This is a genomic window from Limnohabitans sp. Rim8 (assembly GCF_943326455.1).
Lineage (GTDB): Bacteria > Pseudomonadota > Gammaproteobacteria > Burkholderiales > Burkholderiaceae_C > Limnohabitans_A.
This window is the reverse complement of record NZ_CALPTI020000004.1, coordinates 184,413-196,383: the sequence shown is the minus strand read 5'-3', so window position 1 is coordinate 196,383 and position 11,971 is coordinate 184,413. Positions and strand designations below refer to the sequence as shown.

Genomic DNA, 11,971 nt, shown 5'->3' with positions numbered 1-11,971 from the left:
GATTTTTTGCTGATTCACAAGTCAAACACCACCACTTCTGCCCTTGCGCCCAAGCGCATCGGCAGCAAGGATGTCCCTGCGCCTCGAGAAACAAACAAAGAGCATCCAGGGACATCGTAAAAACCTGCGACAAAGCGGCCACTGCCCCGGGGCCTGATGGGCGCCCAACCGCCCACAGCAAACTGCCCGCCGTGCGTATGACCCGCAAGGCAAAGGTCAAACCGTTGATTGGCCATGCGTTTGGCAACATCAGCTTTGTCAAAGAATTCCGGTGAATGTTGGACCAACACAGTCAATGCGTCTTTGCTTGGCGCGCGAGTGTCGAGCAACTGCAGATCTGGCTGGCCTGCTGTGTCGTCGTCCAAACCCATGACGACAAGGCTACGGCCACCACGCGAAAAAGTCCACCGCTCGTTGAGCAAAAGCTGGCCACCCGAAGAAGCCAGCATGCTTTGCAAGCCGAGGAAATCCAAGCCGCTCCAGTGCTCCCAATTGCCCGGAACCAACAATACCGGTACAGGCGCGAAGGCCCGCACAAACGATTGCAGCATCGGCAGCGCATCGGCACGGTCAACCGCATCGCCCGACAAGATCACGACATCAGGCGCAAGCGCAAAGAGCTGTTCAGCTAGACCTTGTTCATGGGCACCAAAAGCCTTGAGGTGCAAGTCTGAAATTTGAACCAAGCGGATGGGCTGCAGATCGGCAGAGGCGCGCAGGTCGTGCCGGACAACAACAACTTGCTTTGCCCCCAAAGATGCTGAAACAGCAAAAACAGTAAGTAAGGCTGTGACCAAAACACCAAGCCAAAGAATGCGGGGAATTTTCATGCAGTCATCTTGCCGCAATTTAATTGATGGCCACAAATATAGGCGAATAGATCAGAATCAGTGATGAAACAAATGGATGGATTCATGAAACACGCGATACCCGCTGAGCTTTTGCAGGCCTTCAACGAGACCGAGTACATCGTTCACTACGAACGTCCTTTCACCTTGCACATTGGTCAGCCTTGCCCTGAACTCAAAGCGCTCATGGCCGAGCACAACGCCTTGAGCGCGGTCTTCATCACTGCCTGGAATCCGTTCAGCCAAAACCTGCCAGCCAAAGAAAACATAGCGCGCCAAAACGAGCTCAAAGCCAATCTCAAAAGGCGCGGCCTGATCTGCATTGATGGCATTGGCAAACACCCTAGCAACAACTGGCCAGGTGAGGCCAGCGTATTAGTACTGAACCTGGATCTGGAAGCAGCTAAGTCACTGGCACGGCACTACGAGCAACACGCGTTTGTCTGGGTTGTCAGTAGTGGCTTACCAGCGTTGATAGACCCGCAAAACCACTAAAAATCAGTACCTGGGAAATACACCCTCGCATGCATTCGAAACCAAGCCCTGCCCCTTCCTGACCAACTCACTGACTGTGTGACCCATCTTGATGTGCTTGTCTGTTTGCTCTTTTGGCGTTTCACCAATTTTGGTCATGGCCTTGGGATTTAGTCGCATCTGTTCTCCGATACGCCATAGCTTGGAACTGGGTTCATTTCGCTTGAACGTGTCATGTGCTTCAAGAACGTCCAGGTTCAGCTTGATAGCTTCGGGTGTGATGCGGCTTTTGTATATTGACCAAGACTTGGGTGCCGAAGAAAGCATGCCGCTTTGCCCCTGAAGCAGTCGCATCTGCTCAACCAGAAAACTGACCTCATCACCAACCAGTTCCGCCGGTGTTTCATCATCGGCATCCAAAGTGATACGGCAACTGGATGTTTTTCGCTGTGCTACTACTAAGCGCACTTTGAATGTGGCAATGCTGCACCCAAAGTTTTGGCAACCACGTTCGTGCCACCACTCACGCAATGTCAAATGTTCCAAGCAACCAAAGAGCTTGAAGGTATTGGCTGCACCCTGTGAACCAAAGATCCCAGTTCGGCAGTTCTGAATGTACTGCTTGGACAGCTTCAGACATCGAAACCAGACTTCCAAGTAACCGCCATAAATGAATGGCTCACTCCCAGCGGCGGTCATGCCACCCGAAGCAATCGCCTGCATCAATGGCTTTCCACCATTAGCAGATATCTGAGTTTCCAACTTCATTTTTTCGAACCCCTCGAAAAAAGGAACTGACTCCCTGTCCCAAAACCTAACCTCAGCGTGTCGCACCAATCCTGGTCGACGGAACCCATGGTTATGAAATTTAACAGGAGTTTGAAATGAACTTAGAAAACGCAAACAGCGCCCCTCTCACGGCTAATGGAGTTGCCGTCGGACTCACAGCGCAAGCCTCATCTGTGGATGAATTCTCATTTGGTCTTTTGATGAACCGCGCATTGGGCGGCTCGGACAAGCGTCGACCCAGTGACAAAAGTGCCAACGAAGTACAAGTGGACATGATTTTGGGACAGGCTCAAAACCTGGCCAAAATGAATGACCAGTACGTAGAGACCTACGTAGTGCGAGGCACCAAAGAGCTTTATGCCCTGCTGGGAGCAATCTACAGCTATGCCCTGCAAATCAACGAATCCGTTTTGAAAGATCACATCCTGCAGCGCATGCGCGAACGCCTTGAGAGCGAACACGACGTCAAGACACAAGCCAACACACCTTGGCTCACCACTGTGCTGCGCTTCATCTTGCCCACAGATCGTCAAACGGCCTATACCTACTCAAAGGTTTTGCAGGTGGCACACGACGAGAACTTGGCTGCGCAAGAGCTTCCCAACTACATCAAAGAGCGCGGCGGCATTGCCAAAATCACCGCCACCAAAGAAGACGCGGAAGCAGCCAAGGCCGTGAAAACTCACAAAGAGGCCAAGACACAGATGTTGCGCAAGATCCTGCTGGCAAATGCCAAACAAGCTCAAACGATTGTGCAAGTGGATGACAAATTTGTGTTGAACACAGTTGAAGAGGGAAAGAAGGAAGGCACCTTCGAGTTTGCCGTCTGTGTCAATCCTATAGGTCAAGAGCGACGTGTTGTGCGCTTCATCAAATTGAACGAAGCCATGGAAACACAGATCTTGAACATGGTGGCAGAAGCCAGTGTTTCCGACGATTTGGCGACAACACAAAACAACCTAGATGTCTTGCGCGAAAAACTGGGCATCACATCTGGCTGGGGCATGCAACCTGGTGACAAGGGCTATCAGCCTGCCGGACTGCCTGCCCTCAACTCTGCGGTTCAGCCGGAAGCCATGATCAATGCACCTATGAATTCTTCGATTGCAGGCGTCACGGTCAAGGAAGCGATGTTTTAACTATACGCCAGATCCCCAGACTGGATCGGCTGGGGATCTATCAAAACCAAAAGGAGAACCCAATGAGCGATTTTTTAGGACCCCATGGCAAAGCCACTGTGATCTTGATGCGAGCACACTTTGACTCTGAACTTCCAAAATTGAAGGACTTGAAAAAGCTTCTTCATATTCCAGATGGACGGTATTACAAGAGTGGTGGGCGGAACTATTCATCAACGCATAGGCTCGAAAGGCTGCTAAACGTTTTGAGCGAAATCAGAGGCGAGGAACGTGACTGGCAACGCTACAGCAGTTCCGACTATTTGATAACTGTTGCGCAGGTGCACTCGAACTTATTCATGACTCTAAAGTATTCGGCACAGGTTGTTGACGGCTTCAATCTTACAGATGCATGCATGGACGAGTTAGATCGATTGATGAGCGCATACAGCAGTGTCTGCTCCATGAAAAGCGACGTGGAAAACATGTGGTCGACTTTAGAGAGAAACAAAGAGAGAGCCATCAAGGTTGGAATTTCAGACACCACTATCCTGAATCCAAACATTCCGAATTTGCAAAGTATTTTGCATGGCTATGGTGACGCCGAGTATCTGAAAGCAACCAGTGAACTTAAAGACTGGTATGAAAAGTACCGCTGGAAAGTCGGAGCTCCCAAGTCCACATCTTCATCTGACGAACCTGAAGATGAGACTGAAACTGTGTGATCAACGTCCTGCAAATGGTTGTCAAATTTGCAGGACGATTTTCTAAGCCAATGATCGTCTAAAAGCCACAGATCAACCAGAGCCCTGCCGCGATAGGTTGACTGGTCAGCTGTTCAGAAAACAAACTTTATGAATTCAGCAGAGAAATTGACATGCCACGCGCCATTGAACCTGACTCACACGAACGGCACAGGTCTGTGCCCATCAAGGAAACTATCACACGAATTCCAGGTTACCCACGCAAGCTGGTGATCTTCAAAATTCCAGCGTCCAGCTACTGGTGGGTCAGGTATTACGCCGAGAGCCACATCTTCAAACGCACCACCAAGACCGAAATCAAGCGTGACGCGTTGGAAGCGGCCAAGCGCTTTTACGACGACATAACCATACGCATAAGAGGTGGCAATTTTGAAGGCTTACCGATTGAGGTCAACGCCGCAGAAGTTGTGACTTTCGCCAAGGCCACCAAGATGCTGATGGACAGTGAATTGGCCAAGCTCAATCGCAGCCAGCTTTCCAAGATCAGTTACGACAACATGCAGCTGCGCTACGACAAACACATCCTGCCCTTTTTCGGCCAAACGGATGTGCTCAGCATCAACTACAAGATGCTGGACGAATTTTTGCAGAAGCTCTCCAACCAAGTGCCTAAGCTGAGTGTTTCAACACTGGGTGCCTACATGGGTCTCACGCGCAAAGTTTTGCAGCACGCGGCCAGACACAGCTTTATTCAGCACATTCCCGAATTTCCAAAGGTGGGCATTGAGGACAAGCCGCGAGGCTGGTTCAATGTGGGCGAGTACAAAGAAATTACCAAGGTGGCCAAAAAACTGGCTGGCAAGAAAGTCGAGTGGCGAGCACATTCAGAAGAAACAAAGGGCTCCTACTTTTGCGAGCCTGGTGGCAAGTTGGGACCTGCTGACCGATTGATCAAGCGCATCGAGATGACCAAGGACTTGGCAGACCTGATCGTGTTCATGGTCAACAGCTACATCCGCCCTACTGACATTCGCAACATGCAGCACAAGCATGTGGAGATCATTCGACGGGAATGGACTTACCTCAGGCTCAGCCTGCCACCCAGCAAGGGGCACACTTTTCCCATCACCACCATGCCATGGGCTGTGAAAGTTTATGAACGCATTAGGCGTCGACAGGTGCTTGAGCTGGGCCGTGACATCCACCCCGAGGACTATGTGTTCATGCCCGAAGCGGCATCACGCGACAACGCCATGAAACTGCTGGCAAGGCAGTTTGAAATTGTGCTGGAAGTCACAGGCTTGAAGCTGAGTACTGCTGGCGAAACTCGTACCTTGTACAGCCTTCGCCACAGCAGCATCATGTTCCGATTGATGTTTGGTCGAACAGTGGACACATTGACCCTGGCTCGCAATGCACGGACCAGCCCAGAAATGATTGATCGCTTCTACGCCGCCCCACTGCAGGGTGAGATGAACGTGGGAGAACTGCAAAGCAAGCGGCGTCCACGGCCTTGGGAATAACGGATTAGAGTTGACGACTGCTATGAAACAGTCGCAGTCTTTCGTCGCTGACTGGGGTTCTCAACAATTTTTCGCCCGGTAGTTCTTGTTTCCTTAATTAGTTCATCACAAGTCCACCATCCACGACAAGGTTCTGTCCGGTTACGCCTCGAGCCAAATCACTTAACAAGAAAACGATCGCATCGGCCATCTCCGCTGGCGTGGTGACATGGCCCAGCGGCGTGCTCTGGGCAATCAGGTCAAACACAGCGTCCGGTGTGGCTGCGCTGGCGTCTGTCTTGCGCAGGAGCCCGCCTGAGACCATGTTGACGCGAATACCTTGCGAACCCCATTCTTTGGCCGCTGTGCGGGTAAGCGCTAGCAGCGCTCCTTTAGAGGCTGTGTAGTCGTGGTAAGGAACGACAGGGTTCTGAAACAAGTTGGTACCAACGTTGACTACTGACCCTTTTCCCGCTTTGCACATGCCCTCAAAGCAGGCCTTGAGGGTATTAAGGCTACCACCGACCGTTCCCTCCAGTTGCTTGAGCATCACTGCCCATTCAAAGGCCTCGAGCTTATCGCGGGCATCACCATTGAACTGATAGTCTACGAGCGCGTTATTCACCAGACCCGTGACCGGTCGGCTCGCCCATTCTTGACCTTTTTGGATCATCTGCTGAACGGCAGCCAAGGAACGAACATCGGCTTGTACCGCCAGCGCTCTTGAACCCAATTCTTCAACTAGATCAGACGCCATGTCAGGGCTGTTGAAGTAGTTGACCACCACCCAGGCGCCTTCACGATGAGCGGCACGCGAAACCGCTGCACCTAAACCACGGCTCGCTCCCGACACCAACACCAGTTTATCTTTCAACAGCATTTCAGTTCTCCAAAAGGAAGGTTCAAGGCAGCAAGAAACCTGACCCAACAGAGAGTCAGCTTCCCTACGCTGGCATGATCCAGATCAGGTTCAAAGGGTACGTCTCAGCCCCTTAGGGCGCCCCTAGCTAATGCGCTGCATCAGACAGCACTTGTTGATTGTGGCATAGCTGCCTACCTCAGCAAAGAACTGGACATCGACGGTACTGCCCCTCCATCCAACCCACTGCATTTACAAACCACTTTACGAACCGGCGATGTGCTCCTGGTAGAAGGCAACACTCGGATCAGTGGTGCCATCAAATACCTGACCCAGTCCACCTGGTCTCATGCAGCGCTTTATGTCGGCATGAACTTCGACCCCAGTGCACCCGAAAACCACTGCCTAATTGAAGCAGACACCGTTCATGGCGTTCGCAGCACCGGACTTGAAAAATTTACAAATTTACACACCAGAATCTGCAGGCCTATTGGCCTTAGTGAGCAAGAGTGCGCCTTGGTTGCACGGGCTGCTATTGAAAAAATTGGCCATCAATATGATCTGCGCAATGTCTTTGACCTTGCCAGGTACTTGCTACCGACTCCGCCTGTACCAACACGTTTTAGGCGGCAGTTGTTGTCGCTTGGAAGTGGAGATCCCACTCGGGCGATATGCTCGACGCTTATTGCACAAGCTTTTGAAAGTATTCGCTATCCCGTCATTGCTTTGGACTCAGCGTCATCAAAGACAACAACTGACTCAAAAAGCTACTCGACACAACTATTTCACCCGCAACGATTCAAGCCGAAGCATCATTCGCTGCTAACGCCCAGAGACTTTGATGTGTCGCCCTACTTTGCAATCATCAAGCCTACTGTTGAGTGCGGGTTTGACTTTCGCAACCTCGAGTGGATTGAATGAGGGCTCTGGTGAATTTGGTCATACATTTGACGAGTCTACCAATGGAAAACCCATGTGTGCATTTAAACTAACCTGATAATGAAGTTGCTGCCCACAGATCAGCATCATGGTCAAACACAAAACAAACATAGCTTTTGTTTCAACCACAGTACACAATGAGCCAATGAGCAACTACCAAGAAACCAAAATAGCTGCTGACGGCTTGCATTACAAGATCAAATAAGGTGGTTCGCTCTTCAAAGATTCTTCCAATGGCATGACCATCAGTTGCTACAAGTGCGGGCTGCACAAACCCAGGTCCATAGGCATGTTCCGGATATTGATCAATTAACGCATGTTCATGTGCGGCGAGTGCATGCCGTCCAATTCTGCATAAGGCAGTGCTCCTTTGCAGCTGGCACCCGTGCGGGCATCAAAAAAGCCCTACAGCGCGTTTTTAGTCAGGTTCGCTGGGCTGGGTAGCTGGAGTCATTTCAAAACAAACGTAGCGTTTTTTCAAGCCGAGAACAGCGCCTGCTGCGTCTGCGCAGAGGCAAAAACCAATGCCGCATTGACACCATGTTGGTGTCAATGACAACAGATTGAATTGGGGGTGTTTGACTGTTCCGAAATCTATGAAAAGACATCGAAAAATCTATGAGAAGTAGTAAACCCGGACCATACTACTTTGAACACAAGAAAAAGCACCTAGATTTTCATCTAAGTGCTTGATTTCATTGGGAATTTTTTGGTGGGCGATGCAAGTTTCGAACTTGCGACCCCTGCAGTGTGAATGCAGTGCTCTACCCCTGAGCTAATCGCCCTACGCCGTTTGGCGAAGAACGCGATTATGACATGAAAACAAGCTCCATTTTCTGTCAATCACACGAAAAGTGCAGCCCCAAGAATGGTGTTTATCCATGCAGGTGGCTCATGCCAACTGCATTTGTCGCCACACGGTTTTGCCACCACTTGACTTGTCAAGTTGCTGCAGCACCTCTTCATGCGCAGCCACCTCTTGTGCGTTGGCCGACAACACGGGCAAGACAAACTGACTCAGATCCGTAGCGATCACCACAGTCTTGGAATCGCTTGGCGCATCGCCTGCATCGATCAGCAAGGCCTCTTGGCCCCGCGTCATGTTGATGTAAACATCGGCCAGCAACTCGGCATCGAGCAAAGCGCCGTGCAAGGTGCGACCTGAGTTATCCACTTCAAGGCGGTCGCACAGTGAGTCCAAGCTGTTGCGCTTGCCAGGGAACATCTCCTTGGCCATGGCCAAGGTGTCAATCACACCACTGACATAAGCCTTCAAAGGCTTTTTACCCACACGTTCCAGTTCCTTATTCAGGAAACCCACGTCAAAGGCCGCGTTGTGGATGATCAGTTCCGCATCGGCGATGTAATCGAGGATTTCATCGGTCAGCTGTGCAAACTTGGGTTTGTCGCGCAAAAACTCGTTGCTGATGCCGTGCACCTTGAGCGCGTCTTCATGGCTGTCGCGCTCGGGGTTGAAGTAAAAATGCAGATTGTTGCCGGTGAGTTTGCGGGCGAACAGTTCCACACAACCCAGTTCAATGATGCGGTCGCCGCCTTCGGCCGATAGGCCTGTGGTTTCGGTGTCCAAAACGATTTGGCGCATGGCTTGCAGCTCCAGCTCAGTGCAGTTCTTTGGCGTGGTTGACGGTATAGCGCGGGATCTCGATCACCAAATCGCTTTTGGCCACAAAGGCCTGGCAACTCAGGCGTGAGTTGGGCTCAAGGCCCCAGGCACGGTCGAGCAGGTCTTCCTCGGTTTCTTCCATCTCATTGAGGCTCTTAAAGCCCTCACGTACCACCACATGGCAGGTGGTGCAGGCTGCGCTCATGTCGCAAGCGTGTTCGATGTTGATGTGGTTGTCGAGCAGTGCTTCGCACAAACTGGTGCCTGCAGGCGCAGTAATTTCAGCACCGCTGGGGCAGTACTCTGGGTGGGGCAAGATTTTGATGACGGGCATAGGTGTCTTCCAGATTCGAAGCAGTGTGGGCTTTTACAAGGCCTGGATGTTTTGTCCAGCCAGCGCTTTTTGGATGCTGTGGTTCATGCGTTCAGCGGCAAAGGCCTCGGTACCCTTAGCCAGAGCCTGGGTGCAGTCTTCCAAAGCTTGGGCGTCTTGCTCGGTTTGGATTGCAGCTTGCAGCGTGGCCATCAACGCGTCGATGACGCTGCGCTCATCTGCTTGTAACAGTTGACCATCGGCGGCCAAGGCGCTGCGCGTGGCCAGCAGCATGCGGTCAGCGTCCACGCGCGCCTCGACCAAAGCTCGAGCTTTCATGTCGGCTTGGGCAGTGGTGAAGCTTTCTTGCAGCATGCTGGCAATTTGATCATCGCTCAAACCATACGAGGGCTTGACGTCGATACGGGCCTCGACTCCACTGATTTGTTCTTTGGCACCGACGTTCAACAGGCCATCGGCATCCACAGTGAAGGTCACGCGAATGCGGGCTGCGCCTGCGGCCATAGGCGGGATGCCACGCAGTTCGAATCGGGCCAGACTGCGGCAGTCTTGCACCAGATCGCGCTCACCCTGCACCACATGCAGCGCCAGCGCGGTCTGACCATCTTGGTAGGTGGTGAAATCTTGCGCCATCGCGGTGGGGATGGTCTGGTTGCGCGGGATGATGCGCTCGACCAGGCCACCCATGGTTTCGATGCCCAGCGAGAGCGGGATCACATCGAGCAGCAGCAATTCGCCAGCGGCGTTGTTGCCCGCCAGCTGGTTGGCCTGGATGGCCGCACCCAAGGCCACGACTTCATCGGGGTTGAGGTTGTTGAGGGGAGCTTGGCCAAAAAAGTCGGCCACCGCCTGCTGGATTTGCGGCATGCGGGTAGAGCCACCCACCATGACCACACCTTGCACGTCTTCTTTGGCCAGTTGCGCATCGCGCAGCGCTTTGCGCACAGCCGTGACGCAGCGGGCCGTCAAGGCTTGAGTGGCTTGCTCGAAATCGGTGCGGCTGAGTTGCACCGACAAAGCACCAGTGGACAAAGCCACATTGAGGCTGGTCTTCTCTGAGCTGGTCAAGGCCTCTTTGGCAGCACGGGCAGATGCCTTGAGCAGTGTTTTGTCTTCGGCAGTGACGGCTTGCAAGCCAGGCTGCTGGACCATGGCAAAGTCGGCCAAGGCTTGGTCATAGTCGTCGCCACCCAAGGCCGAGTCACCCCCGGTGGACAACACTTCGAACACGCCTTGCGTCAGGCGCAAGACCGAGATATCAAAGGTGCCACCGCCCAAATCGAACACCGCGTAAACACCTTCGCTCGCGTTGTCTAGGCCATAGGCAATCGCTGCTGCCGTGGGTTCGTTGATCAAACGCAACACGTTCAAGCCCGCCAACTGGGCGGCGTCTTTGGTGGCTTGACGTTGGGCATCGTCAAAGTAGGCAGGCACGGTGATGACAGCACCATACAAGTCGTCGTTGAAGGTGTCTTCGGCACGGTACCGCAAAGTGGCCAAAATCTCGGCACTGACTTCGACAGGTGACTTGGGGCCTTGCACCGTCTGGATGGACAGCATGCCTTGCTCGCTGGTGGAAAACTCATACGGCAGCTTGCTGCGGTCGACGATGTCGTTCAGGCCACGGCCCATGAAGCGTTTGACCGAAGCGATGGTGTTGACCGGGTCGGATGCGGCAGACTGCACTGCTTCAAAACCGATCTGGCGACCCTGCCCGGGCATGAAACGAACCACAGAGGGCAAGATGACACGGCCATCGTCATCGGGCAAACACTCGGCCACGCCGCTGCGCACCGAAGCCACCAGCGAATGCGTGGTGCCCAAATCGATGCCAACGGCAATGCGGCGCTGGTGGGGGTCGGGCGATTGGCCCGGTTCGGAAATCTGCAGTAAGGCCATGATCAATCGGGAAAATTCAGGTCAATCGGTCGAGTTTAGCGTTCACTTCTTGCGTGAAGCGCTCGATGAACATCAACGCCCTCACCTGCCCCACGGCCTGAGCGGGGTCTTTGGCCTCATCCAGTAGATGGGCCAGTTCTTGCTGCACGCGGCGCTGCTCATCGGTTACAAGGTCAGCCAAGGCTTCCAAGCCCTGAGCGCTGTCGGTGTCGTCTAGGCTTTCACGCCACTCCATCTGCTGCATCAAAAAAGAGGCAGGCATGGCGGTGTTGTTTTCTGCTTGCACAGGTGCACCCAGCAACTCGCACAAATAGGCGGCACGTTTGAGCGGGTCTTTCAGGCGCTGATAGGCCTCGTTGATGCGCACCGACCACTGCATGGCCACGCGCTGGGCGGCGGCTCCCTCGGCCGCAAAGCGGTCGGGGTGGGCTTCGCGCTGCAAGGTTTTCCAGCGGGTATCGAGTTGAGCGCGGTCCTGCTCGAACTGGACCGGCACATCAAACAGCTCAAAATCGTTGGCTTGCAGCGAGATCACGCGTAGGAATCCAAATTGGGCTCACACGCGGAAGGATTCACCGCAACCGCAGCGGTCACGCTCGTTGGGGTTGTTGAAGCGAAAGCCCTCATTCAAGCCCTCGCGCACGAAGTCGAGCTCGGTGCCGTCGATATAGGCCAGACTTTTAGGGTCCACCAGCACCTTGACGCCGTGACCTTCAAAGACCACGTCTTCCGGGGCGATCTCGTCCACATACTCCAGCTTGTAAGCCAGGCCAGAGCAGCCTGTGGTCTTGACCCCCAGTCGCACACCGACACCCGAGCCGCGTTTGGCCAAGTAGCGGGTCACATGCCGAGCTGCGGCAGCAGACAGTGAGATGGCCATG

The 11,971-nt window shown here is 53.3% G+C and carries 13 protein-coding genes, 1 tRNA gene and 1 riboswitch; of the genes, 5 read left to right on the top strand and 9 right to left on the bottom strand.

What is annotated here, in order from left to right:
* Nucleotides 1-14 precede the first annotated feature (14 nt).
* Nucleotides 15-830, bottom strand: coding sequence for a metallophosphoesterase (locus Q1M54_RS04695; RefSeq protein WP_300554516.1), 816 nt, complete (start codon nucleotides 828-830; stop codon nucleotides 15-17).
* Nucleotides 831-914: 84 nt separating this feature from the next.
* On the opposite strand from Q1M54_RS04695, the gene Q1M54_RS04690 reads away from it, so the two are divergent.
* Entirely contained in the window at nucleotides 915-1,343 is a 429-nt protein-coding gene (locus Q1M54_RS04690; RefSeq protein WP_300554515.1) for a DUF3293 domain-containing protein, read from the top strand.
* Between the two features lie 3 nt (nucleotides 1,344-1,346).
* Here the strand turns inward: Q1M54_RS04690 and Q1M54_RS04685 are convergent, their stop codons facing one another.
* Nucleotides 1,347-2,090, bottom strand: a complete 744-nt coding sequence (locus Q1M54_RS04685) for a hypothetical protein (RefSeq protein ID WP_300554513.1) — start codon at nucleotides 2,088-2,090, stop codon at nucleotides 1,347-1,349.
* Nucleotides 2,091-2,311: 221 nt separating this feature from the next.
* Here Q1M54_RS04685 and Q1M54_RS04680 point away from each other — a divergent pair, with 221 nt between their 5' ends.
* From Q1M54_RS04680 to Q1M54_RS04670, 3 genes are all read left to right on the top strand, one after another.
* Nucleotides 2,312-3,250 carry a hypothetical protein gene (locus tag Q1M54_RS04680; RefSeq protein ID WP_300554511.1) on the top strand — a complete coding sequence of 313 codons (939 nt, stop codon included), beginning with the start codon at nucleotides 2,312-2,314 and terminating at the stop codon, nucleotides 3,248-3,250.
* Nucleotides 3,251-3,312: 62 nt separating this feature from the next.
* Complete coding sequence (locus Q1M54_RS04675; RefSeq protein ID WP_300554509.1) at nucleotides 3,313-3,954, top strand: hypothetical protein; 642 nt, start codon at nucleotides 3,313-3,315, stop codon at nucleotides 3,952-3,954.
* A gap of 152 nt (nucleotides 3,955-4,106) precedes the next feature.
* Nucleotides 4,107-5,456, top strand: a complete 1,350-nt coding sequence (locus Q1M54_RS04670; RefSeq protein WP_100117556.1) for a hypothetical protein — start codon at nucleotides 4,107-4,109, stop codon at nucleotides 5,454-5,456.
* A 97-nt stretch (nucleotides 5,457-5,553) separates the two neighbouring features.
* On the opposite strand, the gene Q1M54_RS04665 is transcribed toward Q1M54_RS04670, so the two are convergent.
* Nucleotides 5,554-6,315: a 3-oxoacyl-ACP reductase gene (locus Q1M54_RS04665; RefSeq protein WP_300554508.1), complete on the bottom strand. Its 762-nt coding sequence runs from the start codon at nucleotides 6,313-6,315 to the stop codon at nucleotides 5,554-5,556.
* A gap of 44 nt (nucleotides 6,316-6,359) precedes the next feature.
* A riboswitch (TPP riboswitch) is annotated at nucleotides 6,360-6,450 on the bottom strand.
* Between Q1M54_RS04665 and Q1M54_RS04660 the strand changes: the two genes are divergently transcribed.
* Nucleotides 6,451-7,215: a YiiX/YebB-like N1pC/P60 family cysteine hydrolase gene (locus Q1M54_RS04660; protein ID WP_366146249.1), complete on the top strand. Its 765-nt coding sequence runs from the start codon at nucleotides 6,451-6,453 to the stop codon at nucleotides 7,213-7,215.
* 728 nt (nucleotides 7,216-7,943) lie between these two features.
* Here Q1M54_RS04660 and Q1M54_RS04655 read toward each other — a convergent pair.
* The 6 genes from Q1M54_RS04655 to iscA all read right to left on the bottom strand — a co-directional run bounded on the left by Q1M54_RS04655 (nucleotide 7,944) and on the right by iscA (nucleotide 11,970).
* Nucleotides 7,944-8,018: transfer RNA gene (locus tag Q1M54_RS04655), tRNA-Val, on the bottom strand.
* 107 nt (nucleotides 8,019-8,125) lie between these two features.
* Complete coding sequence (dnaQ, locus tag Q1M54_RS04650) at nucleotides 8,126-8,836, bottom strand: DNA polymerase III subunit epsilon (RefSeq protein WP_300554507.1); 711 nt, start codon at nucleotides 8,834-8,836, stop codon at nucleotides 8,126-8,128.
* Between the two features lie 16 nt (nucleotides 8,837-8,852).
* Nucleotides 8,853-9,191, bottom strand: coding sequence for an ISC system 2Fe-2S type ferredoxin (fdx, locus tag Q1M54_RS04645; RefSeq protein WP_300554490.1), 339 nt, complete (start codon nucleotides 9,189-9,191; stop codon nucleotides 8,853-8,855).
* A 33-nt stretch (nucleotides 9,192-9,224) separates the two neighbouring features.
* Nucleotides 9,225-11,090 carry a Fe-S protein assembly chaperone HscA gene (gene hscA, locus Q1M54_RS04640; protein ID WP_300554489.1) on the bottom strand — a complete coding sequence of 622 codons (1,866 nt, stop codon included), beginning with the start codon at nucleotides 11,088-11,090 and terminating at the stop codon, nucleotides 9,225-9,227.
* A gap of 16 nt (nucleotides 11,091-11,106) precedes the next feature.
* Nucleotides 11,107-11,622, bottom strand: a complete 516-nt coding sequence (gene hscB, locus Q1M54_RS04635; protein WP_300554576.1) for a Fe-S protein assembly co-chaperone HscB — start codon at nucleotides 11,620-11,622, stop codon at nucleotides 11,107-11,109.
* A gap of 24 nt (nucleotides 11,623-11,646) precedes the next feature.
* Nucleotides 11,647-11,970 carry an iron-sulfur cluster assembly protein IscA gene (iscA, locus tag Q1M54_RS04630; RefSeq protein WP_019425275.1) on the bottom strand — a complete coding sequence of 108 codons (324 nt, stop codon included), beginning with the start codon at nucleotides 11,968-11,970 and terminating at the stop codon, nucleotides 11,647-11,649.
* Nucleotide 11,971 lies beyond the last annotated feature (1 nt).